Origin of the sequence: Micromonospora sp. NPDC051141 (genome assembly GCF_044455765.1) — a bacterium.
Classification (GTDB): Bacteria; Actinomycetota; Actinomycetes; order Mycobacteriales; family Micromonosporaceae; genus Micromonospora.
The window spans coordinates 453,677-478,262 of record NZ_JBITFD010000002.1 but is presented as its reverse complement, the minus strand read 5'-3'; the positions used below and the strand labels follow the sequence as shown (position 1 = coordinate 478,262).

Here is a 24,586-nt window from a genome sequence, read left to right as displayed (position 1 = left end):
CCGGCTGCCGTTAGCGACGGCCGCCCCGGGGTACCGGACACTCGTGGCGGTTGTGGAAAAAGTGATCGATGCGTCCCCGGACCGGGTCTTCGAGGTGCTGGCCGACGGCTGGACGTACAGCGACTGGGTGGTGGGCACCGCCCACGTGCGGGACGTGGACGACACCTGGCCCCGGGTGGGCAGCCGGTTGCACCACCGGGCCGGCCCGTGGCCGTTCTCGCTCCAGGACAAGTCCACCGTGCTGGAGTGTCAGGCGCCGCATCGGCTGGTGCTGCGCGCCGGGCTCTGGCCGGCCGGCGAGGCGATCGTGGCGTTCGTGCTGGAGCCGTTGGACGACGGCCGGACCCGGGTCACCCTCGGTGAGGACTTCGCGGCCGGACCGCTGCGGTGGGTCCGGAACAAGCTGAACGACCTCGTGCTGCACCTCCGGAACCGGGAGACGCTGGCCCGGCTCTCCGACATCGCGACGCGACAGAAGTCGGAGCGGTGAGCGGTCGATCGCGGGGCGTCTGTGCGGACGCCGGAAAGCGGACTGGCTACCCTCTGAGGTGAACCTGTCGGCCGACCGAGGAAGTCCGTGATGATCGAACCCGTGCACTTGCCCTCCCCGTGGGCGGACGCGCGCCTGACCGTCGTCGTTCCGACCTACAACGAGGCGGGCAACCTCCCGGTGCTGGTCGAGCGCCTCCTCGCGCTGCCGCTGCCCGGGTTGAAGGTGCTCGTCGCGGACGACAACTCCCCCGACGGCACCGGCGAGGTCGCCGACAAGCTGGCCATCGAGCACCCGGACCGGGTGCTGGTGGTGCACCGCCCCGGCAAGGAGGGCCTCGGCCGGGCGTACGTGGACGGCATCGGCCGCGCGATCGACGACGGCGCGGAGTACGTCGCCCAGATGGACGCGGACATGTCGCACCCGCCGGAGGCGCTGCCCGGCATGCTCGGCGCGCTGCTCTCCACCCAGGCGTCAGTGGTCATCGGCTCCCGCTACGTGCCCGGCGGCGAGTTGGACGAGAACTGGCCGCTCTACCGCCGCGCGCTCAGCGGCTGGGCCAACCTCTACGTGCACACGCTGCTGCGGGTGCGGATCCGCGACCTGACCGCCGGCTTCAAGATCTGGCGGGCCGACGCGTTACGCGCCATCGGGCTGGACCGGGTGCAGTCCAACGGTTACAGCTTCCAGGTGGAGATGCACTACCTCGCCACGAAGCTGGGTCACACCATCCTGGAGGTGCCGATCCGCTTCGAGGAGCGCCGTGAGGGCGACTCGAAGATGACCACGGCCACCAAGATCGAGAGCGCGCTGATGCCGTTCAAGCTGCGCACCCGCCACCGCAACATCGACTCCTGACCGCCCCGCCGCACACCAAGCCATCACGCTGCGTCAACATGACGCAGCGTGATTTCTTTGCCGTCGGTGAGGGGAGACGCTCGCCCCCCTTTGCTCTGCAGCCTTCGACGCAGCATCGCGCTGACCTGCGCCCGAGCGTTTCCCCTCGGTAAAAACGCGACCCGCCGCCGACACCGTGCGTCACCGATGCGTCAATGGCTGCAGAGCAAAGGCGGCGGACGGACCCGCACCGGCTCCCGACAACGACCACCATCCGTGATGTCACTGTCCCGCCAGGGAGACGCCAGGGAGACGCCGAGCAGCGTCGGGCGCCTGGCACCGGACCCGGACCGCGGGCGGGGGCAGCGGCAGGGGCGGGGGCAGCCGGCGTCAGGGATAGACGGTGCGGTGGGCGGCGGCGATCGCGCGGGCGTACACCTGACCGGTGAACGCGCGGTCGCGGGCCAGCGCGGCGCGGGCGGCGTTCGCGCCCGGCGCACCGTGCACCCCGCCGCCCGGATGGGCCGAGGCGCTGGCCAGGTAGAGCCGGTCCACCGGGGTGTCCGCCCGGCCGAGTCCCGGGATCGGCCGCAGGAAGAGCTGCTGGTACGCGGCTGCGGTGCCGCCGCCCAACGCGCCGCCCACCAGGCTCGGCTCGGCCGCCTCCAGATCGGCCGGACCGGCCACGTGCCGCCCGACGATGGACGCGCGGAAGCCCGGCGCGGCGGCCTCCAGCACCTCCTCCATCCGCTCCACGTGCCCGGCCATCTCCTCGGCCCGCCAGTTCCGGCGGAACGGGAGGTGGGTGTAGGACCACAGCGACTCGGTGCCCGGCGGCGAGTGACTCGGGTCGGCCACCGTCATCTGCCCGACCAGCAGGAACGGGTCCGTCGGGACCTCGCCCCGGGCCAGTGCCGCGGCGTACGTGGTGAGGCCGTTCAGGTCCGCGCCGAGGTGCACGGTGCCGGCGCCGGCGACGTCCCGGTTCCGCCACGGCACCGGCGCCGACAGCGCCCAGTCGACCTTGAGCGTGGAGCCGTCCCACTTGAAGTGCGCCAGATCCTCGACCAACCGGGGCGGCAGCGCCGCCGCGCCGACCAGGTCCAGGTAGAGCGCCGGGGCGGGGACGTCGGCGAGCACGGCGCGGCGGGCCCGCCAGTCCGCCCCGTCGGCGGTCCGCACCCCCATGGCGCGACCCCGGGCGGTGAGCACCCGCTCGACCCGGGCGTCGTACTCGATCCGGCCGCCGCGCTCCACCAGCCGGGCCACCAGCGCGTCGGTGATCCGCTGCGCGCCGCCCACCGGCACCGGCCAGCCGACCTGCTGGCCGAGCATGGCGAGCAGCCAGCCGTACACGCCGGAGCCGGTCTCCTCCGGCGACAGGTCGGTGTGCAGCGCGCAGCCGGCCAGCAGCGCCGGCCCGCCCTCGCCCTCGAAGAGTTCCGCGCCGAGCTTGCGCACCGGCAGCACGAGCCGGCGGGCCAGCCGCAGCGCGCCGGCGACCCGCAGCCGGCGCAGCAGGCCCACCCCGCCGCGGACCGGCGGGAACGGGCTGGTGATGGCGTCCAGCATCGGCTCCGCCACCTGGAGCCAGTCGGTGTACGCGTGCCGCCAGCGCTCCCCGTCGCCGGGGGCGAACGCCTCCAGCGACGCGGCGGTGGTGTCCAGGTCGCGGTTGACCACCGCGGCCCGCCCGTCGGGGAGCAGGTGCGCCAGCACGTCGGGCGCGTTGGTCCAGGACAGGCCGTGGCGGTCCAGGTTCAGCCCGCGCAGCACCGGGGAGGCGAAGCCGAGCGGATAGAAGGAGCTGTACAGGTCGCTGAGGTAGCCCGGCGCGGTCACGTGCGCGGAACGCACCGCGCCGCCGGGCGCCTCGGTGGCCTCCAGGACCAGCACGTCCCAGCCGGCGTCGGCCAGGAGGTTGGCCGCCACCAACCCGTTGTGTCCGGCCCCGATGACGACGGCGTCGGCGGTGGAAGTCATCCGATCCGCCTACCCGGCCGGTGACCGGGCAAAACGCGTTTGTCCGGCCCGGACCGGGGCAACCACGGGCATGTACACGGTTGCGCAGCTCATGGGTGGGGTGTGGGGCGCCGGGGGCGAGGGCGGGGAGCTTGTCGTCCACGACCCGGCCGACGGGACGCCGGTGACCCGGGCGCCGGTGGCCGGCGTGGACGAGGTGGCCAAGGCGGTGGCGGCGGCCCGGGGCGCGGCGGCGGAGTGGGCGGCGACCGCGCCGGCCGAGCGGGCCGCCGCGCTGCACCGGGCCGCGGACGCGGTCGAGGCGGCGGCCGACGAGCTGGCCGAGGCGACCACCGCGGAGATGGGCAAGCCGCTCGACGACGCCCGCGGCGGCGTGGCGGCGGGCGTCGGCACGCTCCGGCAGTACGCCGAGCTGGCCCCGCTGCGGGGCGGCCGGACGCTGCACGGCGGCTACGCCGCGGTGGACTTCATGTCCCCGGAGCCGCGCGGCGTGGTCGCCGCGATCACGCCGTGGAACGATCCGGTGGCGGTCTCCTGCGGCCTGCTCGGCGCGGCGCTGGTGACCGGCAACGTGGTGGTGTTCAAGCCGAGCGAACGCACTCCGGCCACCGGGTGGCTGCTGGCCCGGGCGCTGGACTCGGCGCTGCCGGCCGGCGTGCTGTCGTTGCTGACCGGCGGCGGCGAGGTGGGCGCGACGCTGGCCGGGCAGGAGCTGGACGTGGTGGCCCACGTCGGCTCGACCGCCGCCGGCCGGGCGATCGCCGCCGCGGGCGCGCGGACCGGCGCCAAGGTGCTGCTGGAGAACGGTGGCAGCGACCCGCTGCTGGTGGACGCCGATGTCGACCCGGTCTGGGCCGCCGAACAGGCGGCGCTGGGCTGCTTCGCCAACGCCGGGCAGATCTGTGTCGCGGTGGAACGCGTCTACGTGCACCGCGAGGTCGCGGAGGAGTTCGTCAACGCGCTGGTGGCCCGCGCCGAGGCGCTCGCCGTGGGCCCCGGCCGCGACCCGGGGACCCAGCTCGGCCCGCTCGTCGACCGGCGGCACCGGGACCACGTGCACGGGCAGGTCACCGCCGCGGTGGCGCAGGGCGCCCGGGTCCGCACCGGGGGCGCGGCGCCGGACGGGCCGGGCGCGTTCTACCCGGCCACCGTGGTCGACGGCTGCCGGCACGAGATGGCGCTGGTGCGCGAGGAGACGTTCGGCCCGGTCGCGCCGGTGGTGGTGGTCGACTCGTTCGACGAAGGGCTGCGGTGCGCGGCCGACTCGCCGTACGGGCTGGCCGCCACCGTGCTGACCGGCTCGATGAGTCACGCGCAGCGGGCCTGGCGGGAGCTGCCGGTGGGCACCGTCAAGGTCAACGCCGTGTTCGGTGGCGCGCCGGGCGGGGCCGCCCAGCCGCGCCGGGGCAGCGGCCAGGGCTTCGGGTACGGCCCGGAGCTGCTCGACGAGTTCAGCACCGTGAAGGTGGTCCACCTGGAGGCGCCGGGCGGCGGCCACTGGTGAGCACCCGTCAACGGCGGGGCCCGGGACCGCGGTCCCGGGCCCCTCGTCGTACCCCTGGCGGGTCAGCGACCGCCGCGGGCCTTGCGGGTGGCGTTGTTGTTCGCCTTCTCGATCGCCTTCACCAGCTCCGGCTTGGTCATCCGGGAACGGCCCCGCACGTCGAGCTTCTTCGCCACCGACATGAGGTGGTCCTTGGTGGCGTTGGCGTCCACCCCGCCGGCCGTGGGCGCGCGCCGGGCCGGTCCGCCGCCGGCGGCCTGCTTGTCGCTCGGCCCCTTGCGGCCCTTGGCCTCCCAGTGGTCGCCCACCTTCTCGTACTCGTGTTTGACCGCGGCGAAGGCGACGCGGTGCGCGCGTTCCCCCTCGCCGTACGTCTCGACCGCCGAGTCGTGCGTCTTCTCCCAGGTCCGCTGCGCCTTGGCCGGAGAGCGTTTCAACGTGCTGGGCAACACCTCGCGCCCGGGCATCTCGTCCACCTCCGTCTCGATCGGGTATCCCCTGTCGTTCCCCCCGGTCCGGGGGACAAACCGGCGCACGGTTTGTCGATTTCCACCGGGGGGTACCGCCCGGCCACGCCCCGGTGGCGCACCCGGCGCGTGGAGGAGGCGGTCATGACGGCGACGACACCACCCACTGTCGACGGCGCGGCCCGCGCCCGCTTACCCCGCCGGATGCGCCAGCTCGACTGGCGCACCTGGCGGGGCGTGCTGGTGCGCAGCGGCCAGGGCTTCGTCAAGGACAACTGCGCCGACTGGGCCGCCGCGCTCACCTACTACGGGGTGCTGGCGCTCTTTCCGTCCACGATCGTGGTGGTGGCCCTGGTCGGGCTGGTCTCCGACGGTCCGCGCACGGTGGACACCGTGATCGACCTGGCCCGGGAGATCGGCGCCGGCTCGGTCGTCGGCAACGACGCGTTCGTCGGCGTGGTGCGCACCGTGGTCGAGCAGCAGGGCCCGGCGAAGGCGCTGCTGAGCTTCGGTCTGCTCGGCGCGCTCTGGTCCGCGTCCGGCTTCATCGGCGCGTTCACCCGGGCCTCCAACGCGATCTACGGAGTCCAGGAGGGCCGCCCGTTCTACCGGCTCCGCCCGCTCCAGATCGGCATGGCGGCGGTGACCATGCTGCTGCTGGCGGTGGTGGCCACCGGGCTGATCGTCAGCGGCCCGGTCACCGACGCGGTGGGCGACCGGCTGCACGCCGGCGGCCTGGCCCGGACCACCTGGTCGGTGACGAAGTGGCCGCTGCTCGCGCTGGTCGCGATGACGTTGCTGTCGCTGCTGTTCTGGATCGCGCCGAACGTGCGACAGCCGCGCTTCCGCTGGCTCACCCCGGGCGGCGGGTTGGCGCTGCTGGCCTGGGTGCTGGCGTCCTTCGGGTTCGGCCTCTACGTGGCGAACTTCGGCTCGTACGACGTCACCTACGGCAGTCTCGGCGCGGTGATCGCGTTCCTGGTCTGGCTCTACCTGTCGAACTGCGCGCTGATGCTCGGTGTGCAGGTCAACGCGGAGTTGCAGCGGGGTCGGGCGATACAGGCCGGCGTCGAGGACCCGGCGGAGCCGGTGCTGCCGCCCCGCGCGCCGGCCGACTCCTGACACCGCCCGGTTGCGGGCCGGATGACCGGCTCGCCGGACCGGCTCCGGTTTACCGGCGGTCCCCCGGGGCATCACTGAGGGCATGGAACGTGGCAGCAGCAAGCACTCGCCCAGGGTCGACGACCAGATGAGCAGCGAGGTCAGCGGCCTGGTCCAGGGTCCGGGCGCGGGTGGTGCCCGGGTCGACGAGTTCCGCCAGGCCGAGCCGTCCGGCGAGGACCAGCCCGAGGCCACCACGGCGCCGGCCGGCGACCTGCGCACCGGCTCCCCGCAGGGGATGAGTTCCACGGACGTGGAGGCGCGCAGCCGGCTCGGTCGGTTCATCGGCATGGCGGCGCTGCCCGGCGACCGCGACGCGCTGGTGGCCAACGCCCGGGAGAACGAGGCGCCGGCGGACATCGTCGCTGCCCTGGAGGGCCTGCCGGACGACACGCGTTACCAGACGGTTTCCGAGGTGTGGGCCGCACTCGGGCACAGGAACGAGACGACGCGCTGGTGAGCGGGCCGGCCCACGGTTCGCGACAGCACACCGGCGGAACAGGAGGAACCCCGACATGAGCGGCGTTATGGAACACGTGGATGTGGACGTCCCGATCCGGACCGCGTACGACCAGTGGACCCAGTTCGAGGAGTTCCCGCACTTCATGGAGGGCGTGCAGGAGGTCCGGCAGCTCTCCGACACGATGACGCACTGGACCGTGGAGATCGCCGGCGTGAAGCGCGAGTTCGACGCCGAGATCACCGAGCAGCTCCCGGACGAGCGGGTCGCGTGGCGGTCCACCGGCGGCACCCAGCAGGCCGGTGTGGTGACCTTCCACCGTCTCGACGAGGGACACACCCGGGTCACGTTGCAGATGGAGTTCGAGCCGCACGGCGTGGTTGAGCAGGCCGGCGACAAGCTGGGCGTGGTGGACCGCCGGGCCAAGGGCGACCTGGCGCGGTTCAAGCAGTTCATCGAGCGGCGCGGTCAGGAGACCGGTGCCTGGCGCGGTGCGGTCGACCGCCCCACCCCCTGAGCGCCTCCCCCGCACGAACCCCGATGGCCGCCGGCTCCGCCGGCGGCCATCGCCGTGCCCGTGGTCCGTTTGCGATCATCCGGCCCGGGTACCGCAGGGGAATGACCGACAACGACCGCCAGTGGCGCGACGAGGACCGCACTCCCCTGCACGAGCTGGACCAGGCGATCGCCCGGTCGACGCTGGACGGCCAGGCCGACGACGCCACCGGGAACGACGCCGGTGAGGAGGCCGCGTTCGGCCACGGTCCGGAGGCGGTGGACCGGGGCGCCGGCGCGGAGGCCGAGCGTCGGGAGATGACCGACGCGGACCGGGCGTACCGGCCGTCCACCACCGGCCGGACCGGACCGGACAGCATCTGAGCACCCCGGTTCCGGGCACCGTCGAGTGCCCGGAACCGGGAAAGCGCATCGACCGAAACGACAAGAATTATCGTACGGACGGCCGGGAAAACGGACAGCGCATCCAGAATCGGCCGAACGGCTGGCAGTCCCCCGGGTCCGGTGCGTAAGAATTTCGGAATGGATCAGGGCTCCGCTTTCCTCTCCAACCGTCAGCGCCGCCTCGCCTGGCTGGGCTTCCTGCTCGCCGCCGTCCAGGCTCCCGTTGCGGCGAAGTTCAGCGACGACAGCTCCTGGCTGTTCAGCGTGGTGGTCGCGTTGATGGTCGCGACCGTGATCATCGCCGACGACGGCGCCCGGCGCCGGCGCCCGGCGCAGGCACGCTCCTTCGACTGATCACCGCTCGGTCGGGCGCGCCTCGTGCCCCGGCCGCCCCCGGCTGCGGCGTCGCTCCTTCATCTCCGCCTCGTAGAGGTGCCGCCGGCCGCCCACCAGTTCGTCCCGGGCCTGCCGGTCCACCTCCCGGAACAGCGCGTGGTAGCCGTCGTCGAACTCCTCGACGATCTGGAACGTCCAGCGACCCGCGATCACGTTGCGGCCGAGCAGGTCCCGGTCGATCCGCTCGGCGATGGCCAGGTGGCCGGCGGAGCGGAACCGCTCCACCGCCTCGTCCAGCATCAGATCGGCGTGGCCGATGAGCTGGTGCAGCTCGTAGAGGTGGCCGCGGGCCCGCTCGACGCACTCCAGCGCCTCACCGAGCTTGCCCAGCGCCTCGACCGTGGCGTCACTCACCCCGTCCGGCCGGCGGTGCGCCCGGTCCGGTCCGTCGACCTGCTGTCCCATCGTGTGCCTCCGCGGACTCGGCTGCGTCGTCTGCGTGGTTCCCTTCTGCCCCGCCGCGGGCGGCTCAATCCCCGGGGCCGAGGCGGTCGGGTCACCCGGACGAGCCGGGCATCGTCCGGTCGGCCGAGGCCGCCCCGGTCCGCGCGGGGCTAGCCTCGGTCCCCATGCGCGTGCCGAACAACCGGGTCGCCACCCCGTCCGCGGCGGTGGCCGCACGGTCGACCCTCACCACGCTCACCGCCGCCGTCGGCACCGCCGGCCTGGCCGCGGCCCGGCTGAACCCCGGGCTGCTCGCCGAGGTCGACCAGCACGCCGCCGGGGTACGCGACAGCCTGCACGGCGATCGCCGGCCGCTGACCGTGGCGGCGCTCGCCGGGTACGCCGAGGGGCTGCGGGAGGCGGCGTCCGAGCACGGCTGGACGCCGCCGGTCGGACCGGTCGACTGGTCCGCGCCGGGCTGGCTGCTCACCCGGCTGCTCGCGGTCTGCCTGCTGGCCCGCGCGCTGGACCCGCGCCACCTGGCCTGAGACACGGCGCGGGGCGCCCGCGATCGCCCCGCGGACACCCCGTCACCCGTGCTGCCGTCAGCCGCCCGGCCGACGGAACTGCTGCGTCTCGTCGCCCCGCTCGCCGGAGCGGTACGTGCCCGCGCCCGACATGGACGACTGCGGCCCGGTCGGGGTCGGCTGTCCGCCCCGGTCGGCCATCCGCCGCTCGTAGTCGCCACGGCCGGCCTGCTGCGCCTGCCGCTGCTGCTGGAACGCCCGGGACTCCTCCGCGACCCGGTCCAGCCAGCCGTCCCAGCGGTTCTGCATCGGCTTGATCAGACCACCGCCGACACCGACGACCAGGATTCCCGCCACCGTGGCGAGGAACGCGATGAGCACCGGCGTGGTCACCGTGGTGGCGATGCCCACCTGGTTCAGCGCCGCGATGACACCGAGCGCCAGGATGAAGAAGGCCGTCACGTCGGCCAGCACCCGGCCGTACGAGAGCCCGCCGAGCGCGCCGGACACCAACTGCCGGACGGCGTTGGCGATGGCCGCCGCGATCACCACGATGACGATCGCCACGAAGGCTCGTGGCAGCCAGGACACCACCCCGCGGATGAGGTCGCTGATCGCGTTGGGTCCCCACACCCCGAAGGCGAACTGCAGGGTGAACAGCAGGACCGCGTAGTAGGCCAGTCTGGCCAGGATGTCGCTGGCGTCGTACTTGGTGCGTTCCAGGGCGCGCTTGATCCCGCCGCGTTCCACGGCGCGGTCGAACCCGACCCGTTCCAGTGCCGCGTCCACGATTTTGAGGACGGCTCGGGCGATGAGCCAACCCACCACGAGGATCGCGATGAACGCGATGGCCCTCGGTACGAAGAGCAGCACCGACCTCCAGAAGTCGGTCCAGGCCGCACTGATGTCGACCTGGCCGACCGCGAGGGTTTTCGGCATGATGTCCCTCCTGTCGCGTGAACTGCGCCGCCCGCATACCCGTCGCTCTGGGCAGCACGCCGGGCCGGACCGGGGCAATTTCCCGACATGACCCGCCGAACCGGCCCTGACCTGCCTTAACGTTCGCGCCGGCGATGACCGGCGGCGACGGTGGCCGCATGATCGGAACCCGTCGGCCACCCGCCGGTTAGGCTGCGGTCATGCCAGGCACCGTCGGTCGGATTCCCACGCCGTCCGCCCCCACTCCGGGAGCGGTCGCCCACCCGTGGGCCGGTACGCCGTTGGGCCCCCCGGAGCGCTGGGACCCCGCGGTACGCGCGGTGGCGGACGTGGTGCTGTCCTCCCCCGTACCGATGGCCCTGCTCCTCGGTGACGACCTGGTCCTGCTCTACAACGACGGCTACGCCGAGTTGATCGGCGACCGGCACCCGGACGCGCTGGGCCGGCCGGCGGCGGAGGTGTTCGCCGAGGTGTGGCGGGAGGCCGGCGCCGGCGAGGCGCTGGCGCGCGTCTACCGGCAGGGTGAGCCGTTCCTGGAGCGGGAGGCGGTGCTGCCGGTCGACCGGCAGGGCGGTCCGGCCGAGCCGGCGGCGTTCACCCGCGGCCACTCCCCGGTCCGGGACTCCACCGGCCGCATCGTCGGCGTGCTCACCGTCTCGGCGCAGACCACCCAGCTCACCCGGCAGTTGCAGAGCCTCAGCGACTTCGCCGCGGCGCTCTCCGGCACGCTCACCCTGGACGACGTGGCCCGGGTGACGTTGCGCTACTGCCTGCACTCGTTCGACGCCGACCGGGTCTCCTTCGCGGTCGACGAGGGCGCGGCGTGGCGGATGGTCCGCCGGATCCGGGGTGAGCTGCTCGACGAGGCCGACGAGCGGCTGCCGCCGTTGTGGCGGCGGATGAGCGCGGACGCGGCGCTGCCGGCGGTGGTCACCGCGCGCAGCGGCGTGCCCTCCTTCGCGGCCGACGGGCAGCCGCTGCGCGACGTCGCGGCGGACCGGCACGACGAGAAGATCCGGGCGCTCGCCGCGCTGCCGCTGCGGTCGAGCGTGGTCCGGGGCGCGCTCACGGTGGGTTACCAGGCGCCGCGGCCCTGGTCGCCGGCGGAACGGGCGCTGCTCGCCGCGTCCGCGGAGCTGGTCGGCCAGGCCGCCGAGCGGGCCCGCCGCTTCGAGACCCAGCACGGCACCGCCCAGTTGCTGCAACGCAGCATGCTGCCGGAGCAACTGCCGGACCTGCCCCGGTTGCGCATCGCGGCCCGCTACGAGCCGGGGGTCGACGGCAACGCCGCCGGCGGCGACTTCTACGACGCGTTCCTGTTGCCCACCGGCGCGCTCGGCGTGGTGCTGGGCGACGTGGCCGGGCACGACGTGCAGGCCGCCGCCCGGATGGGTCAGGTCCGCGCCGCGCTACGCGCGCTCGCCCTGTCCGATCCCCGGCCGGACGCGGTGCTCGGCGGTCTGGACCGGCTGGTGGCCAGCCTGGGCGTCGAGGGCGGCACGCACGAGCTGTTCGTCACCGTCGTGTTCGGTGTGGTCGACGCCGACCGGGAGCGGGTCACGCTGGCCAGCGCCGGCCATCCCGCGCCGCTGATCCGGCGGGGCCGGACGGACGCCGGCCCGGCCGCGGAGTTCGTCGAGGTGCCGCCCGGCCCACCGCTGGGTCTCGGCGGCGTCCCGCGCCCGGTCACCGTGCCGTTCCGCCCCGGCGACACGTTGCTGCTCTACAGCGACGGCGTGGTGGAACGGCGCTGGCAGGACCTGGCTTCCGGGCTGGCCGGGCTGGGCGCGGCGGTGAGCGCCGCGAGCGGCAGCGACCCCCGGGCGCTGTGCGCGGTCGCGACCGCCGCCGTGCCGGGCGCCACCGAGGACGACGTGGCCGTGCTGGCGGTGGAGCACGCGGTCCGGCCCAGCCGGTCCGCCGGCATGGAGGTGCCGGCCGAGCCGACCGCGCCGAGCCGGGTCCGGCACTGGCTGACCGCCCAGCTCACCGAGTGGCAGGTGCCCGAGGCAGTGGTCGGCGCGGCGGTGCTCTGCACCAGCGAGCTGACCACCAACGCGCTGTTGCACGCCGGCACCGCCGCCCGGGTCGAGATCGACCTGAGCGCGGAGCGGCTGCTGGTGTCGGTCGCCGACTCCGGCACCCGGGGGCAGGTCACCCGCGCCCAGACCGACACGTTGAGCAGTCGTGGCCGTGGGCTCGGCCTGATCGAGGAGCTGAGCGACGCGTGGGGCACCGACCCGACCGTACGCGGCTCGACGGTCTGGTTCGAGATCCTCATTCCGGCCGGGTGAGCCACGCGTCGCCCGCGTCCGTCCCGGGTAGGAGGCACGCCATGACCGACGACACGCGCCACGGCGTCCTCTTCGACGTCGACGGGACCCTGATCGACTCCACCTACCTGCATGCGGTGAGCTGGTGGGAGGCGCTGCGCCAGGCCGACCACCGGGTGCCGATGGCGCGGATCCACCGGTCCATCGGCATGGGCTCGGACAAGCTCCTCGACCACCTGCTCGGCGCCGAACGGGACACCGACGCCGACGGGCGTCTGCGCGACGCGCACGACGCGCTCTACGCGGAGTACTGGGAGCGGCTCGCGCCGCTGCCCCGGGCCCGGGAGCTGCTGCACGCCTGCGCGGACCGGGGCCTGCGGGTGGTGCTCGCCACCTCGGCGGCCGAGCACGAGGTGGCGGTGCTGCGCGCCGCGCTGGACGCCGACGACGTGATCGACACGGTCACCTCCTCGGCCGACGCGAAGGAGAGCAAGCCCGCTCCGGACATCCTGGCCGCCGCGCTGGAACAGTCGGGGTTGGCTGCCGAGCGGGTGGTGTTCGTCGGCGACTCGGTCTGGGACGTCGCCGCCGCCGGCAAGCTGGACATCCCCTGCATCGGCCTGACCTGCGGCGGCACCGGCCGGGCGGAGCTGGCGGGCGCCGGCGCGGTAGCGGTGTACGAGGACCCGGCCGAGCTGCTCGACGGGCTGCCGGACAGCGCGATCGGTTCGCTCGGCTGAGTCACCGGTCAACACCGCTGCGTCGAAAGGCTTAACCGGCACCGCTTCGGGGCACTGCTGACCACCTCCGCCCGGCCGCCGGGCGGCCGAAGGGTGGGGTCGTGGAACCGGTCGATGTCGCGTTCGCTCTGCTGGGCGTCGGTGCGCTGCTGGCGGGCATCCTGCCCCGGGTGCTGGAGAAGCGCCCCCTGTCGATGCCGATCGCGTTCCTCGGGCTCGGCATGCTGGTCTTCGCGCTGCCGACCGGGTTGCCGACACCGGATCCGCTGCGCTCGCCGGAGCTGACCACCCACCTCACCGAGGTGGGGGTGATCGTCGCCCTGATGGGCGCCGGCCTGAAGATCGACCGCCCGCTGAGCTGGGCCCGCTGGTCGTCGACCTGGCGACTGCTGGCCATCGCCATGCCGCTGTGCATCGCCGCGGTGGCGCTGCTCGGCTGGTGGTGGGCCGGCCTGGTGCCGGCGGCGGCGCTGCTGCTCGGGGCGGCGCTCGCGCCGACCGACCCGGTGCTCGCCTCCGACGTGCAGGTGGGTGAGCCGACCGACGTGGAGGATTCCGAGGACGAGGTGCGCTTCGCGCTCACCTCGGAGGCCGGCCTGAACGACGGTCTGGCCTTCCCGTTCGTCTACGCCGCCATCGCGATCGCCAGCACCAGCCTCGCCCCGTCGGACTGGTTGGCCGAGTGGGTGGCCGTGGACGTGGTCTACAAGCTCGCCGCCGGCGTGGGCGGGGGCCTGCTGGTCGGCTGGCTGCTCGGCAAGCTGTTCTTCCGCGCCCCGAGCACGCTGCGGCTGGCCAAGCACTCCGAGGGGTTCCTCGCGCTGGCCGCCACGTTCCTCGCGTACGGGCTGGTCGAGGTGATCGGCGGGTACGGCTTCCTGGCGGTCTTCGTGGCCGCCCGGGCGATCCGGGCCGCCGAGCGCACCCACGAGTTCCACTCCGTGCTGCACGACTTCGCGGAGCAGGTGGAACGGCTGCTCACCGTGTTGTTGCTGCTGCTGTTCGGGGGCGCGGTGATCGGTGGGCTGCTGACGCCGCTCACCTGGCCGGCGGCGCTGGTCGGGCTGGGCCTGGTGCTGGTGATCCGGCCGCTGGTCGGCTGGCTGTCGCTGCGCGGCGCGCCGGGCCGGCCGGCCGAGCACTGGGTGATCTCGGCGTTCGGCATCCGCGGCGTCGGGTCGTTCTACTACCTGGCGTACGCCACCAGCAAGACGGACTTCCCGCAGGCGGAGCTGCTCTGGGCCACCGTCGGCCTGGTGGTGGTGGTCTCGGTGGTGGCCCACGGGGTCGCCGCGACGCCGGTCATGCAGCTACTGGACCGGGCGGGCGACCGCACCCGGGACAGCACCGAGACCGGTGCGGGCAAGGAGCCGGTGCCGGCCGGCTGAGCGGGTCCTTGCGGCGTCGCGTCCGGCCCGCGCGGCGGGCGTCGCGTCCGGCCCGCGCGGGGGGGGTCAGTCCCCGCCCAGCCGGGCGGCCAACGCCCGACCGAGGTCGTGGCCGGACCGCCAGGCGCTCTGCACCCGGGGCCGGCCGAACGCGTCGCCGGCCAGGCCGATCCCGTCGTCGTCCAGGTGGAACGTGCCGTCCGCGCCGGTCACCACCGGCCGGGCGTACGTCCAGCGGTGCACGTGGGTCGACAGGGCCGGCTCGGGCAGCCCGAGCAGGTCCCGGACGGCCTGTTCGATCTCCGGCCGGGCGGCGGTCGGTTGCAGCAGGTGCCCCGCGGCGAACGCCGGCGTGGTGTGCGCGACCAGCACCGGGGCGCCGTCGCCACGCCGGTCGCCGTCGTCGCAGACCAGGCTCAGCACCGGGTGGTCGTTGACGAACGCGCCCCGGAAGTCGGACCAGCGGCGGGACGGGAAGTGCAGCACCGCGGAGAGCGTGGACGACCAGCGTTGGGTCGCCGCCGCGCGGGTGGCCGTCTCCAGCGCCGGGTCGAGCAGCAGGGCGGCCTGCGGGCCCGGCATGGCGAGCACCGCCGCCTCGGCGGCCCGGCCGTCCACCCGGGGCCCCGGCTCGACCATCATGATCAGCCGGTCGTGCGTGACCGGCAGGTCGGCGGCCAGGTGTTCGACGAGCGAGCGCAGCCCGCGGGGGGCGGCCCAGCGCATCGGGCCGGTCACCTGCTCCCGGCCGCGCGGCCCGTACGCGACGAGCGTGTCGGTCCACTCCCGGACCAGCCCGGCGGCCTGCCAGCCGGCGACCACGGCGGCGAAGTCCGGGTCGTCGACGGTGAAGTAGGCGGCGCCCAGGTCGGCCGGCCGCCCGTCGAAGCGCTTGCTGGCCATCCGCCCACCGGTCACCCGGGCGCGTTCGCGTACCTCGACGGGGATGCCGGCCCGAGCCAGCTCGGTCGCGCACGCCACCCCGGCGATGCCCGCGCCGACCACCACCACACCCGCCCGGTCCGCTGTCATCGGTTGATCGTAGGTGCCGGCCGGCATGAACCCGCCGGCACGGGGGTAATGGCACATCCGTTCGAGAAAGGGTGATCATCATGGCTGACCGCACCAACGACCGCACCACCGGGAACCCGGACGCCGCCGTCAAGGACCCGGACGACTGGGTGACCGGCGACGAGCCGCCCACCGCGGCCCAGGAGTCCTACCTGCACACCCTGGCCCAGGAGGCGGGCGAGACGGTGCCGGAGGGGCTGACCAAGGCGGAGGCGTCCCGACGGATCGACGAGCTCCAGGCGGAGACCGGCCGGGGGCGCTGAGCCCGGCGATCAGCGCGGGGGGAGGCGGTGCAGCTCGACGCGGTCGAGCCGCCCCGCCGCCACCCGGGCGGTCAGGTAGGTCGCGTACGGCTGGGCTCGCCGGTCGGTGGGCGAGCCGGGGTTGAGCAGCCGCAGGCCGCCCGGCGCGACGGTGTCCCACGGGATGTGCGAGTGGCCGAAGACCAGCAGGTCACAGTCGCGGTACGCGGCGGCGCACCGCTCCTCCCGCCGGGTCTTCGGACCGGTCTCGTGCACCACCGCGACCCGGAGCCCGGCCAGCTCGACACGGGCCACCTCGGGCAGCCGGGCCCGCAACGCCGGCCCGTCGTTGTTGCCGTACACGCCGACCAGCCGGCGCGACCGTGCCTCGAGCGCGTCCAGCAGCGCCTCGTCCACCCAGTCCCCCGCGTGCACCACCACGTCGGCGGCGTCCACCGCCGCCCAGAGCGGTTCCGGCAGGTCCCGCGCCCGCTTCGGCACGTGCGTGTCCGCCATGACGACCAGCTTCACCGCGCCATCCTCCCGCACCCGGCGCGACGGCGCCGCTCAGGCGCCCTGGCCCTGGTTCTGCATCAGGCCGCCGTCCATGAAGTACGTCGACCCGGTCACGTAGTCGGCGTCGGCGCTGGCCAGGAAGACCGCCAGTTTCGCGATCTCGGCCGGCTCGGCGGCCCGCTTCCACGGGATGCTCTGCACCTGCTCGTGCAGGTACTTCGGGTCGTCGATGGCCTCCTGGTTGAACGGGGTGAGCACCATGCCGGGCCCGATGTTGTTGACGTTCATCCGCATCGGGGCGACCTCCAGCGCCAGGCTCTTGGCCAGCTCCAGCATGCCGCCCTTGCTGGCGTCGTAGTCCGCGCCGCCGGCCCGGGCCACCTCCTGGTGGATCGAGGTGATGTTGATGATCTTTCCGCCGCCGCCGGCGTCCCGGCGGTGCCGGACGAACCGCCGGCAGCAGAAGAACATCCCGTAGAGGTTGGTGCGGATACACCGGTCCCAGGTCTCGGTGTCCAGGTCGGCCACCGGGATGCCGGAGGCGTCCACGCCGGCGTCGTTCATCAGCACGTCCAGCCGGTCGAACTCGGCCAGCGCCTCGTCGAACATCGCGTCGACCTGGTGCTCGACGCTGATGTCGCCCTGCACCACCACGGCCCGCCCGCCGGCGGACTCGATCTCGGCCCGGGTGTGGTTGGCCCCGGCGTGGTCGTGCAGGTAGTGCACCACCACGTCGGCGCCCTCCCGGCCGAACTCGATGGCGGTGGCCTGGCCGATGCCCGAGTCCGAGCCGGTGATCAGGGCGGTCTTGCCCGCCAGCCGTCCGGTCATCCGCGTGCTCCCTCCGTGCGGGCCGCGCCGGTCGGCACGGCCGGTCGGTCGTGCGCGAACCGCGCGGCGGACTCGGTGATCCGGCCGGCGGCGTTGATCAGGCCGATGTGCGAGAACGCCTGCGGGAAGTTCCCGAGCTGCTCGCCGGTGACCTGGTCGATCTGCTCGGCGTACAGGCCGAGATCGTTCGTGCGGGCGGCGAGTTGCTCGAACAACCGCCGGGCCCGGTCCAGCTCGCCCGCCTCGGCCAGGCAACCGGCCAGCCAGAACGAGCAGATCACGAAGCCGGCCGGGTCCCCGTCCCAGCGCCGCAGCAGGCCGTTGTGGGACAGTCGCCGCTCGATCACGTCCATCGTGGCGCGCATCCGCGGGTCGTCCGCCGGCAGGAACCCGACAAGCGGCATGATCAGCACCGAGGCGTCCAGGTCGTCGGAGTCGAACGCGCCGGTGTACGCGCCGACCCGCTCGTTCCAGCCCCGGGTGAGCACCGCCGCCCGGACCTCGTCCCGGGCCGCCGCCCAGCGGGCCACGTCGGCCGGGTCGCCGAGCCGCGGCCCGAACCGCACCGCCCGGTCCAGCGCGGTCCAGCACTGCACCTTGGACGAGACGTAGTGCCGCTCGGCGTCGCGCGCCTCCCACATCCCGGCGTCCGGCCGGTGCCAGTCGCGTACCGCCTGGTCGGCGAGCGTGCACAGCAGGTGGCGCACGTCGGGTGACATCGGGTCGAGGTAGTGCCGCATCAGCCAGGCGGCGTCGAGCACCTCGCCCAGCACGTCGTTCTGCCGCTGCCGCCAGGCGTCGTTGCCGACCAGCACCGGCCGGCTGCCGGCGTACCCGGCGAGGTGGTCGAGGTCGTGCTCGGTCAGGTCCCGCTCCCCCTCGACCCCGTACATGATCGGGGCGGTGGCGTCGCCGAGCCGGCCCATCGCCCGGGCCACCCAGGTGAACTGCCGGTCCGCCTCGTCCGGGCAGGCGGCCCGCCAGAGCGCCTGGAGCGTCAGGCTGAAGTCGCGGAGCCAGACGAAACGGTAGTCGTAGTTGCGGTCTCCGCCGAGCTGTTCCGGTAGCGCGGTGGTGGCTGCCGCGACGACCGCGCCGCTCGGGCCGTAGGTCATCCCCTGCACCACGAGCGCGCTGCGCCGGACCAGGTCGCGGTACTCCCCCCGGTAGTCGTGCAGCTCGGCCCAGGACCGCCAGCCGGCGACCGTTTCGGCCACCACCTCGGCGGCGTCGGGCAGCGTCGGCGTCCCGCCGGCGTAGGTCGGGGCGTACCCGAGGGTGAAGTGGTGGGCGCTGCCGGCGCGGGCGGTGAACCGCCCGACGGCGGTCCCGTCGGCGAACGTCAGGTCCAGGTCGGCGCGCAGCTCCAGCCGGCACGCCCCGGCGGTGGCCACCACCACCCCGTCGCGCTCGGTGAGGTAGGCGCCGACCCGGCCGTACTCGAACCGCGGCGCGTAGTCCACCCACATCGGCACCTCGCCGTCGATCCCCTCGACCAGCCGCACGAGCACCCGCGGCGACCGCAGCCCGACGTCGTGCCCGCGCGCGCCGGGCTCCAGCGCCAACGCGTCGGTGACGGCCACCGTCCCGGTCGGCGTGGTGAAGACGGTACGCAGCACCAGCGCGTCGTCCAGGTAGGACCGGGTGCTGGTGAACTCGCCCTCCGGGTGGATGGCCCAGTGCCCGGCGTCGTCGTCCAGCAGCCGCCCGAAGACCGACGGCCCGTCGAACCGGGCCGGGCACCACCAGTTGACCGCGCCGGCGGTGTCCACCAGGGCGGCGCTGCGCCCGTCGGCGAGGAAGCCGTGCTCACTGATCCGTCCGGTCCGCACGTCACGGGCTACCCGGCCTCGCCGTCACCATGCCCGGGGATCGGCGCGGGCCGCCGCGTTACCGCTCGCCGGTGTCGGGAACGCGGCGAGTTGACGAAGGAGGATGCTCATGACCAGACCCTCGACTCCGACCGCGGCCTGGCGACCCGGGATGCCGGGCAGCGACAACCTCCCGTCCGGCCCGGGCGGTCGCCCGACGCCGCCGAGCGGGGACGGGCACGGGCCGCAGGCCGGCCCGCCGACCGTCACGATCGGCTCGTACCCGGACTATCCGTCCGCGCAACGCGTGGTGGACTATCTGGCCGACAACCGGTTCCCGGTGGAACGGACGTCGATCGTCGGCACCAACCTGACACTGGTGGAGACCGTGATGGGGCGGCTCACCACGGGTCGGGCGGCGCTGTTGGGCGCCGGCACCGGCGCCTGGTTCGGCCTGTTCATCGGGTTGCTCTTCGGCATCTTCACGGCCGGCAACTGGTTGGCGGTGATCCTGGTCGGGCTGGTGATCGGCGCGATCTGGGGCGCCGTGTTCGGCGCGGTCGCGCACGCCATGAGCGGTGGTCAGCGCGACTTCACCTCGGCCAGCTCGCTGCGGGCCAGCCAGTACGCGGTCACCGTGGACGCGGAGCTGGCGGAGCGGGCCCGGCAGATGCTCGGCCGGATGCACCTGACGCCCACCGGGGCCACCGCCCGCTGAGGCGGCCGGCGGCCACGCGCGGGAGGGTCCCGGTCGGGGTCCTCCCGTGCCGCGTCACCCGTGGTACGCCCGCTCCCCGGCGCGCAGCGGCACGTCGAGGCGGTTCTCCGGCGGGGCGAGCGGGCAGGCCCACCGGTCGTCGTAGGCGCAACTGGGGTTGTAGAGGTAGTTGGCGTCCAGCCGGACCCGGTTGCCGGGCAGCACGGTCAGGCCCCGCCCGAACGTGCCCTTCACCGTGTCGGTCAGGTAGCGCCCGCCGCCGTAGGACCCGTGGCCGCAGCTCGCGTCGCGCAGCGGCACGAACAGCCCGCCCCCGTACGCGTCGATCCACCACAGGGTGAGCGGCCCCCAGGGCGTCTCGGCGACCGCCACCCGGCGGTAGTCGACCACGCCGTCGGGCCCGCCGGTGTCGATGCTCAGCGCGCCGGTGGCGGGCCGCAGCGGCGCCTCCACCACGGCGGCCGGGTCCGGCGGGTACCAACGCAGTCCGGTGAACCCGGCCCGGTCGGCGGGCGGCACCGGGCTGCTCGGGTGGCTGCGGAACAGCTCGTCGCGGGCGGCCCGGAACCCGCTCAGGTCGAGGTCGGACAGGTAGAGCCCGGCCACCCGCTCCCGCCAGTCGAGCACGTCGAGGTCGTCCATCCCCCGACCCTAGCCGGGCGGTCGCTTCAAATTTCGACGATTGCTCTCCTACAGACAGGGCTGTGCTGACGGCCACGCCGAAGGCACTTGTTTAAATTTTAAATAGTGCTACCTTTGCGGCATGACGGAGAGCCTGGACGCGGAGCGGATGGCCTGCTGGCGGGCCTACATCGAGTCGAGCCAGCGGCTGTTCACCCAGTTGGAGGACGACCTGCGCGCGGCCAGCGAGCTGAGCTTCGCCGACTACCACGTGCTGGTGCTGCTCTCCGAGGCGCCCGGGCAGCGGCTGCGCATGGGCGAGCTGGCCGACCGGCTGGTGTTCTCCCCGAGCCGGTTGACCTACCAGGTCACCTCCATGCAGAAGCGCGGCCTGGTGGCCAAGGAGTCCTGTCCGGCCGACCGGCGCGGCAGCGAGGCCGTGCTCACCGCGGCCGGCCTGCTGGCCCTGCGCGAGGCCGCACCGCACCATCTCCGCTCCGTGCGCACCCACCTGATCGACGACCTCGACGACGCCGAGGTCGCCTGCCTCACCCGGGTCTTCGATCGACTCGGCCGGCGCCTGCGCGCCGACCGCGTCGCGTCGTCCACCCCGGCCGACAAGTAAAGGAGCCCGTGATGCCCGCGATCACCGTCGACGACGTCCTCGTCCTGCCCCGCCTGCCGAAGCTCGACGAGTCCACCAGCTACCGCCCGGTCCGCCGGGTCACCACCGCGCCCAGCGGCTACGAGGGCGAGGGCTTCCCGGTCCGCCGTGCCTTCGCCGGGGTCTCCATGACCGATCTCGACCCGTTCATCCACCTCGACCAGATGGGCGAGGTGGACTACGCGCCGGGTGAGCCGAAGGGCACCTCGTGGCATCCGCACCGGGGCTTCGAGACGGTGACCTACATGATCGACGGGATCATGGACCACCAGGACTCGACAGGTGGCGGCGGCACCATCACCGACGGCGACACCCAGTGGATGACGGCCGGCAGTGGCCTGCTCCACATCGAGGCGCCGCCGGAGCAGCTGGTGATGAGCGGCGGCCTGTTCCACGGTCTCCAGCTCTGGGTCAACCTGCCCCGGGTGGCCAAGATGAGCGCGCCGCGCTACCAGGACATCCGCGGCCGGGAGTCGGCGCTGCTCACCACGCCCGACGGCGGCGGCCTGATCCGGGTGATCGCCGGCGAGATCGCCGGGCACCGGGGGCCGGGCTCGACCCACACGCCGATCACCATCGCGCACGTGACGTTGCAGCCCGGGGCCGAGCTGAGCCTGCCCTGGCGGCCGGACTTCAACGCGCTCGTCTACGTGCTGGCCGGCCGGGGCACGGTCGGCACCGACCGGCAGCCGATCCACCTGGGTCAGCTCGCCGTGCACGGCCCCGGCGACGCGCTGCGGATCACCGCCGACCGGACGCAGGACGGCAACACCCCGGCGCTGGAGCTCTACCTGATGGGCGGCCAGCCGATCCGCGAGCCGGTGGCGCACTACGGCCCGTTCGTGATGAACACCCGGGCCGAGCTGATCCAGGCGGTCGAGGACTTCCAGGCCGGCCGGCTCGGGGTGATCCCGACCGGGCGGTTGCCGCACAGCGCCGGTCAGGGCGACCGCCCCTGACCGGGCGGTCACGGCACGGCCCCGCTCGGGCGCTCCGGTTCGCCGGGGCGCCCGGCGCGGGCTCAGGAGACGGCGAAGATCCCGGCCACCCCGAGGATCACCATCAACAGGACCGCCACCAGCGCACCCCGCTCCCCCTCCACCGCCTGGTCGCGGCCGTCGGTCACGGTGTTCGTCGTCTCGGCGGGCATGTCTGTGCCTCCTTGGGTTTCGCGATCCTGGGGTCCGGGGTACCCCAGGCGCGTACCGCCGCCGACCTGCTGGGTCGTGGTGCGGGGCCCGTCCGGGGGTCCTACCGTGTGAGGACTGTCGTCGACCTCGGGAGGCTGGAACGTGACCCTGCGGGACTGGTTCCTCACCGCACAGGAACGCGCCAACCCGAAGTCTGAGTTACCCGTCTGGACGGATGGAAACCTCGCCGAGCCGCTGATTCACGGATCCGCGTACTTTGACCGGCTGGTCAGCGAGGTGGAGTCGCTGGGCGAGGGCGACCACCTGTTCTTCACCGACTGGCGGGGCGACCCGGACGAACGGATGCGCCCCGACGGGCCGACCGTGGCCCAACTGTTCGCGCGGGCCGCCCAGCGCGGGGTGATCGTCAAAGGGCTGCTCTGGCGCTCCCACCTCGACACGCTCTCCTACAGCGAGGCGGAGAACCGCGACCTCAGCGAGACGATCCGGGCCGCCGGCGGCGAGGTGCTGCTCGACCAGCGGGTGCGGCGCGGCGGATCGCACCACCAGAAGCTGGTTGTGCTACGCCACCCCGACGAGCCGGAACGCGACATCGCGTTCGCCGGCGGCATCGACCTCTGCCACAGCCGCCGCGACGACGCCGGGCACGAGGGCGACCCGCAGCCGGTGGCCATGTCCCCCCGGTACGGCCCCACCCCGCCCTGGCACGACGTGCAGCTCGCGGTGCGCGGCCCGGTGGTGGGCGCGCTGGACACCACGTTCCGCGAGCGGTGGACCGACCCGATGCCGCTGGACTCGGAGAACCCGCTGGCCTACCTGCGGGACCGGCTGCGCGGCTCCGACCTCACCCCGGACCCGCTGCCCGAGCAGCCCGCCGACCCGCCGCCCCGCGGCCCGCACCACATCCAGGTGTTGCGCACCTATCCGGCGGTCCGCCCGCGCTACTCCTTCGCCCCGGACGGCGAGCGCACCGTCGCCCGTGGCTACACCAAGGCGGTCCGCCGGGCCCGTCGGCTGATCTACCTGGAGGACCAGTACCTCTGGTCCACCGAGGTGGCCGAGCTGTTCGCCCAGGCGTTGCGCGAGCACCCGGAGCTGCACCTGGTGGCGGTGGTGCCCCGACACCCGGACGTGGACGGCAAGTGGGCGCTGCCGCCGAACATGGTGGGCCGGGAGCAGGCGCTCTCGCTCTGCCAGCGGGCCGCCCCGGACCGGGTGCACGTCTTCGACGTGGAGAACCACGAGGGCACCCCGGTCTACGTGCACGCCAAGGTGTGCGTGGTGGACGACGTCTGGGTCAGCGTGGGCAGCGACAACTTCAACCGCCGTTCCTGGACCCACGACAGTGAGCTGTCCTGCGCGGTGCTCGACGACACCCGCGACGAGCGGGCGCCCGCCGACCCGGCCGGCCTCGGCGACGGCGCCCGGGTCTTCGCCCGGGACCTGCGGCTGCGGCTCTGGCGCGAGCACCTGGACCGGGATCCGGACGGGACGCAGGACGACGACCTGCTGGACCCGGCGGACGCGGTGGCGACGATCACCGCGACGGCGGACGCGCTGGACCGCTGGCACGACGGCGGTCGTGTCGGTCCCCGCCCGCCCGGCCGGTTGCGACCGCACCATCCCGAACGACTGCCCTGGCGTACGCGGATCTGGGCGCTGCCGGCCTACCGGCTGGTCTACGACCCGGACGGCAGGCCGCTGCGGGCCCGACGCGCCGGCACCTGGTGACGTGCCGCCGGCTCGTCCGGCGGACCCGGCCGGGCCGGATAGGCGAAGGACACCCGGGGCGAGTAGAACCCCCAGCAGACGTCCAACGGGTTGGCCGGGCGTAGCGCGTGGACCGGATGGTCGGGCGCCAGGAACTCCACCGACTCGACCTCGAACGGCGACACCGGCTCGGCCACGTACGGGTAGTCGGTGACGATCAGCTCCCCGTGGTGGCGGGTGAGATAGCGGTGGTGGCCGCTGTACGCGTCGGTGCCGGTGTGCCCGACCCGGGCGGTGACCCGGATCAGCGGGCGGTCGTCGACCCAGGTCTCGGCCGTGAGCCACCCGCCCCGCAGGTCGAGCCGGGTCGTCCCGGCGGCGGCCGGGGCGCCCCGCCCGGCGGCGTACTGCCGGACGCGGTCGCTGGAGGCCAGATAGTGGGTCCACCAGCCACCGGGGGTCTCCCGGTCCGGCGGCTCCATGTCCGCGAGGGAGACGCCCAGGTAGGTCAGCGAGTAGGCCCCGAAGCCGGAGGTCTGCGTGTCGTCGTCGACCACGTACTGGTTGAGGAAGACCTGCCGCTGCGGATGCGGGCGGAGCCCGGTCGGCACCAGCGCCTCGGCCGCGCCCGGGTCCGCCGGGAGCCAGCTGAACAGCAGCGTCCGGGCGTTGATGACGAGTTGCGGCGCGGCGGGATCGAGCACGGTGCCTCCGTAGACGTGTTCCCCACGGACGCTACGGGCGGTCCCGTTGGCGGGACAACGACAGAAAGTCGACACCCCGTCCCGGCGATTCGAGCCAA

At 73.9% G+C, this 24,586-nt stretch carries 28 protein-coding genes; 17 read left to right on the top strand and 11 right to left on the bottom strand.

Features of this window, described 5'->3' with window-relative positions; all coding sequences use genetic code 11:
* Positions 1-43 precede the first annotated feature (43 nt).
* Positions 44-490 carry an SRPBCC family protein gene (locus tag ACIA6B_RS04520; RefSeq protein WP_396770911.1) on the top strand — a complete coding sequence of 149 codons (447 nt, stop codon included), beginning with the start codon at positions 44-46 and terminating at the stop codon, positions 488-490.
* Between the two features lie 90 nt (positions 491-580).
* The gene (locus ACIA6B_RS04515; RefSeq protein ID WP_281939525.1) at positions 581-1,348 is read left to right on the top strand and encodes a polyprenol monophosphomannose synthase; all 768 of its coding nucleotides are present in this window, start codon (positions 581-583) and stop codon (positions 1,346-1,348) included.
* 369 nt (positions 1,349-1,717) lie between these two features.
* On the opposite strand, the gene ACIA6B_RS04510 is transcribed toward ACIA6B_RS04515, so the two are convergent.
* Complete coding sequence (locus ACIA6B_RS04510; protein ID WP_396770908.1) at positions 1,718-3,310, bottom strand: phytoene desaturase family protein; 1,593 nt, start codon at positions 3,308-3,310, stop codon at positions 1,718-1,720.
* Between the two features lie 70 nt (positions 3,311-3,380).
* Between ACIA6B_RS04510 and ACIA6B_RS04505 the strand changes: the two genes are divergently transcribed.
* Positions 3,381-4,814 (top strand): aldehyde dehydrogenase family protein, encoded by a 1,434-nt coding sequence (locus ACIA6B_RS04505; protein WP_396770906.1) that lies wholly within the window; start codon positions 3,381-3,383, stop codon positions 4,812-4,814.
* A 62-nt stretch (positions 4,815-4,876) separates the two neighbouring features.
* Here ACIA6B_RS04505 and ACIA6B_RS04500 read toward each other — a convergent pair whose 3' ends face one another.
* On the bottom strand, positions 4,877-5,281 hold the full coding sequence (locus tag ACIA6B_RS04500) for a ChaB family protein (RefSeq protein ID WP_281939519.1): 405 nt from the start codon (positions 5,279-5,281) through the stop codon (positions 4,877-4,879).
* Between the two features lie 144 nt (positions 5,282-5,425).
* Here ACIA6B_RS04500 and ACIA6B_RS04495 point away from each other — a divergent pair, with 144 nt between their 5' ends.
* From ACIA6B_RS04495 to ACIA6B_RS04475, 5 genes are all read left to right on the top strand, one after another.
* Positions 5,426-6,403 (top strand): YihY/virulence factor BrkB family protein, encoded by a 978-nt coding sequence (locus ACIA6B_RS04495; protein WP_396770903.1) that lies wholly within the window; start codon positions 5,426-5,428, stop codon positions 6,401-6,403.
* A gap of 82 nt (positions 6,404-6,485) precedes the next feature.
* Positions 6,486-6,902, top strand: a complete 417-nt coding sequence (locus tag ACIA6B_RS04490) for a DUF2795 domain-containing protein (protein WP_396770901.1) — start codon at positions 6,486-6,488, stop codon at positions 6,900-6,902.
* Between the two features lie 55 nt (positions 6,903-6,957).
* On the top strand, positions 6,958-7,419 hold the full coding sequence (locus tag ACIA6B_RS04485; RefSeq protein WP_396770899.1) for an SRPBCC family protein: 462 nt from the start codon (positions 6,958-6,960) through the stop codon (positions 7,417-7,419).
* 101 nt (positions 7,420-7,520) lie between these two features.
* Positions 7,521-7,781 (top strand): hypothetical protein, encoded by a 261-nt coding sequence (locus tag ACIA6B_RS04480; RefSeq protein ID WP_107160680.1) that lies wholly within the window; start codon positions 7,521-7,523, stop codon positions 7,779-7,781.
* A 159-nt stretch (positions 7,782-7,940) separates the two neighbouring features.
* Positions 7,941-8,156 carry a hypothetical protein gene (locus ACIA6B_RS04475; protein WP_396770897.1) on the top strand — a complete coding sequence of 72 codons (216 nt, stop codon included), beginning with the start codon at positions 7,941-7,943 and terminating at the stop codon, positions 8,154-8,156.
* On the opposite strand, the gene ACIA6B_RS04470 is transcribed toward ACIA6B_RS04475, so the two are convergent.
* Positions 8,157-8,603, bottom strand: a complete 447-nt coding sequence (locus ACIA6B_RS04470; RefSeq protein WP_396770895.1) for a hypothetical protein — start codon at positions 8,601-8,603, stop codon at positions 8,157-8,159.
* Positions 8,604-8,767: 164 nt separating this feature from the next.
* Here ACIA6B_RS04470 and ACIA6B_RS04465 point away from each other — a divergent pair, with 164 nt between their 5' ends.
* On the top strand, positions 8,768-9,130 hold the full coding sequence (locus ACIA6B_RS04465) for a DUF6401 family natural product biosynthesis protein (protein ID WP_396770893.1): 363 nt from the start codon (positions 8,768-8,770) through the stop codon (positions 9,128-9,130).
* A 57-nt stretch (positions 9,131-9,187) separates the two neighbouring features.
* On the opposite strand, the gene ACIA6B_RS04460 is transcribed toward ACIA6B_RS04465, so the two are convergent.
* Positions 9,188-10,048 (bottom strand): hypothetical protein, encoded by an 861-nt coding sequence (locus ACIA6B_RS04460; RefSeq protein ID WP_396770891.1) that lies wholly within the window; start codon positions 10,046-10,048, stop codon positions 9,188-9,190.
* A gap of 200 nt (positions 10,049-10,248) precedes the next feature.
* Here ACIA6B_RS04460 and ACIA6B_RS04455 point away from each other — a divergent pair, with 200 nt between their 5' ends.
* From ACIA6B_RS04455 to ACIA6B_RS04445, 3 genes are all read left to right on the top strand, one after another.
* Entirely contained in the window at positions 10,249-12,342 is a 2,094-nt protein-coding gene (locus ACIA6B_RS04455; RefSeq protein WP_396770889.1) for a SpoIIE family protein phosphatase, read from the top strand.
* A gap of 41 nt (positions 12,343-12,383) precedes the next feature.
* Positions 12,384-13,061 carry an HAD family hydrolase gene (locus ACIA6B_RS04450; protein WP_281939503.1) on the top strand — a complete coding sequence of 226 codons (678 nt, stop codon included), beginning with the start codon at positions 12,384-12,386 and terminating at the stop codon, positions 13,059-13,061.
* Positions 13,062-13,162: 101 nt separating this feature from the next.
* Positions 13,163-14,449: a cation:proton antiporter gene (locus ACIA6B_RS04445; protein WP_396770887.1), complete on the top strand. Its 1,287-nt coding sequence runs from the start codon at positions 13,163-13,165 to the stop codon at positions 14,447-14,449.
* A gap of 66 nt (positions 14,450-14,515) precedes the next feature.
* Here the strand turns inward: ACIA6B_RS04445 and ACIA6B_RS04440 are convergent, their stop codons facing one another.
* Complete coding sequence (locus tag ACIA6B_RS04440) at positions 14,516-15,481, bottom strand: NAD(P)/FAD-dependent oxidoreductase (protein WP_396770885.1); 966 nt, start codon at positions 15,479-15,481, stop codon at positions 14,516-14,518.
* Positions 15,482-15,561: 80 nt separating this feature from the next.
* On the opposite strand from ACIA6B_RS04440, the gene ACIA6B_RS04435 reads away from it, so the two are divergent.
* Positions 15,562-15,783: a DUF3072 domain-containing protein gene (locus ACIA6B_RS04435; RefSeq protein ID WP_396770883.1), complete on the top strand. Its 222-nt coding sequence runs from the start codon at positions 15,562-15,564 to the stop codon at positions 15,781-15,783.
* A 9-nt stretch (positions 15,784-15,792) separates the two neighbouring features.
* On the opposite strand, the gene ACIA6B_RS04430 is transcribed toward ACIA6B_RS04435, so the two are convergent.
* The 3 genes from ACIA6B_RS04430 to ACIA6B_RS04420 are packed head-to-tail and all read right to left on the bottom strand — an operon-like array spanning position 15,793 to position 18,941.
* Positions 15,793-16,293 carry a metallophosphoesterase gene (locus ACIA6B_RS04430; RefSeq protein ID WP_281939496.1) on the bottom strand — a complete coding sequence of 167 codons (501 nt, stop codon included), beginning with the start codon at positions 16,291-16,293 and terminating at the stop codon, positions 15,793-15,795.
* 36 nt (positions 16,294-16,329) lie between these two features.
* Positions 16,330-17,109, bottom strand: a complete 780-nt coding sequence (locus tag ACIA6B_RS04425; RefSeq protein ID WP_281939494.1) for an SDR family oxidoreductase — start codon at positions 17,107-17,109, stop codon at positions 16,330-16,332.
* Entirely contained in the window at positions 17,106-18,941 is a 1,836-nt protein-coding gene (locus ACIA6B_RS04420; RefSeq protein ID WP_396770880.1) for a glycoside hydrolase family 15 protein, read from the bottom strand. Before ACIA6B_RS04420 ends, ACIA6B_RS04425 begins: the two co-directional genes overlap by 4 nt.
* A 109-nt stretch (positions 18,942-19,050) precedes the next feature.
* On the opposite strand from ACIA6B_RS04420, the gene ACIA6B_RS04415 reads away from it, so the two are divergent.
* On the top strand, positions 19,051-19,638 hold the full coding sequence (locus ACIA6B_RS04415; protein ID WP_396770878.1) for a general stress protein: 588 nt from the start codon (positions 19,051-19,053) through the stop codon (positions 19,636-19,638).
* 54 nt (positions 19,639-19,692) lie between these two features.
* On the opposite strand, the gene ACIA6B_RS04410 is transcribed toward ACIA6B_RS04415, so the two are convergent.
* On the bottom strand, positions 19,693-20,280 hold the full coding sequence (locus ACIA6B_RS04410) for a DUF1684 domain-containing protein (RefSeq protein ID WP_396770876.1): 588 nt from the start codon (positions 20,278-20,280) through the stop codon (positions 19,693-19,695).
* Between the two features lie 121 nt (positions 20,281-20,401).
* Here ACIA6B_RS04410 and ACIA6B_RS04405 point away from each other — a divergent pair, with 121 nt between their 5' ends.
* The gene (locus ACIA6B_RS04405) at positions 20,402-20,884 is read left to right on the top strand and encodes a MarR family winged helix-turn-helix transcriptional regulator (RefSeq protein ID WP_396770874.1); all 483 of its coding nucleotides are present in this window, start codon (positions 20,402-20,404) and stop codon (positions 20,882-20,884) included.
* A gap of 11 nt (positions 20,885-20,895) precedes the next feature.
* Complete coding sequence (locus ACIA6B_RS04400) at positions 20,896-21,882, top strand: pirin family protein (RefSeq protein WP_396770872.1); 987 nt, start codon at positions 20,896-20,898, stop codon at positions 21,880-21,882.
* 62 nt (positions 21,883-21,944) lie between these two features.
* On the opposite strand, the gene ACIA6B_RS04395 is transcribed toward ACIA6B_RS04400, so the two are convergent.
* Positions 21,945-22,073, bottom strand: coding sequence for a hypothetical protein (locus ACIA6B_RS04395; RefSeq protein ID WP_255563042.1), 129 nt, complete (start codon positions 22,071-22,073; stop codon positions 21,945-21,947).
* Positions 22,074-22,215: 142 nt separating this feature from the next.
* Between ACIA6B_RS04395 and ACIA6B_RS04390 the strand changes: the two genes are divergently transcribed.
* Positions 22,216-23,805 carry a phospholipase D family protein gene (locus tag ACIA6B_RS04390; protein ID WP_396770870.1) on the top strand — a complete coding sequence of 530 codons (1,590 nt, stop codon included), beginning with the start codon at positions 22,216-22,218 and terminating at the stop codon, positions 23,803-23,805.
* On the opposite strand, the gene ACIA6B_RS04385 is transcribed toward ACIA6B_RS04390, so the two are convergent.
* Positions 23,754-24,488 (bottom strand): hypothetical protein, encoded by a 735-nt coding sequence (locus ACIA6B_RS04385; RefSeq protein WP_396770868.1) that lies wholly within the window; start codon positions 24,486-24,488, stop codon positions 23,754-23,756. The genes ACIA6B_RS04390 and ACIA6B_RS04385 overlap by 52 nt on opposite strands.
* Positions 24,489-24,586: the final 98 nt, after the last annotated feature.

Excerpts from the sequence above, each read along its gene's own strand:
- ACIA6B_RS04410 (WP_396770876.1), bottom strand. The coding sequence starts at position 20,280 with ATGGACGACCTCGACGTGCTCGACTGGCGGGAGCGGGTGGCCGGGCTC.
- ACIA6B_RS04470 (WP_396770895.1), bottom strand. The coding sequence starts at position 8,603 with ATGGGACAGCAGGTCGACGGACCGGACCGGGCGCACCGCCGGCCGGAC.
- ACIA6B_RS04500 (WP_281939519.1), bottom strand. The coding sequence starts at position 5,281 with ATGCCCGGGCGCGAGGTGTTGCCCAGCACGTTGAAACGCTCTCCGGCC.
- ACIA6B_RS04480 (WP_107160680.1), top strand. The coding sequence starts at position 7,521 with ATGACCGACAACGACCGCCAGTGGCGCGACGAGGACCGCACTCCCCTG.
- ACIA6B_RS04465 (WP_396770893.1), top strand. The coding sequence starts at position 8,768 with ATGCGCGTGCCGAACAACCGGGTCGCCACCCCGTCCGCGGCGGTGGCC.
- ACIA6B_RS04475 (WP_396770897.1), top strand. The coding sequence starts at position 7,941 with ATGGATCAGGGCTCCGCTTTCCTCTCCAACCGTCAGCGCCGCCTCGCC.
- ACIA6B_RS04490 (WP_396770901.1), top strand. The coding sequence starts at position 6,486 with ATGGAACGTGGCAGCAGCAAGCACTCGCCCAGGGTCGACGACCAGATG.
- ACIA6B_RS04440 (WP_396770885.1), bottom strand. The coding sequence starts at position 15,481 with ATGACAGCGGACCGGGCGGGTGTGGTGGTGGTCGGCGCGGGCATCGCC.
- ACIA6B_RS04395 (WP_255563042.1), bottom strand. The coding sequence starts at position 22,073 with ATGCCCGCCGAGACGACGAACACCGTGACCGACGGCCGCGACCAGGCG.
- ACIA6B_RS04435 (WP_396770883.1), top strand. The coding sequence starts at position 15,562 with ATGGCTGACCGCACCAACGACCGCACCACCGGGAACCCGGACGCCGCC.
- ACIA6B_RS04455 (WP_396770889.1), top strand. The coding sequence starts at position 10,249 with ATGCCAGGCACCGTCGGTCGGATTCCCACGCCGTCCGCCCCCACTCCG.
- ACIA6B_RS04505 (WP_396770906.1), top strand. The coding sequence starts at position 3,381 with ATGTACACGGTTGCGCAGCTCATGGGTGGGGTGTGGGGCGCCGGGGGC.
- ACIA6B_RS04485 (WP_396770899.1), top strand. The coding sequence starts at position 6,958 with ATGAGCGGCGTTATGGAACACGTGGATGTGGACGTCCCGATCCGGACC.
- ACIA6B_RS04405 (WP_396770874.1), top strand. The coding sequence starts at position 20,402 with ATGACGGAGAGCCTGGACGCGGAGCGGATGGCCTGCTGGCGGGCCTAC.
- ACIA6B_RS04415 (WP_396770878.1), top strand. The coding sequence starts at position 19,051 with ATGACCAGACCCTCGACTCCGACCGCGGCCTGGCGACCCGGGATGCCG.
- ACIA6B_RS04450 (WP_281939503.1), top strand. The coding sequence starts at position 12,384 with ATGACCGACGACACGCGCCACGGCGTCCTCTTCGACGTCGACGGGACC.
- ACIA6B_RS04400 (WP_396770872.1), top strand. The coding sequence starts at position 20,896 with ATGCCCGCGATCACCGTCGACGACGTCCTCGTCCTGCCCCGCCTGCCG.
- ACIA6B_RS04460 (WP_396770891.1), bottom strand. The coding sequence starts at position 10,048 with ATGCCGAAAACCCTCGCGGTCGGCCAGGTCGACATCAGTGCGGCCTGG.
- ACIA6B_RS04425 (WP_281939494.1), bottom strand. The coding sequence starts at position 17,109 with ATGACCGGACGGCTGGCGGGCAAGACCGCCCTGATCACCGGCTCGGAC.
- ACIA6B_RS04510 (WP_396770908.1), bottom strand. The coding sequence starts at position 3,310 with ATGACTTCCACCGCCGACGCCGTCGTCATCGGGGCCGGACACAACGGG.
- ACIA6B_RS04515 (WP_281939525.1), top strand. The coding sequence starts at position 581 with ATGATCGAACCCGTGCACTTGCCCTCCCCGTGGGCGGACGCGCGCCTG.
- ACIA6B_RS04495 (WP_396770903.1), top strand. The coding sequence starts at position 5,426 with ATGACGGCGACGACACCACCCACTGTCGACGGCGCGGCCCGCGCCCGC.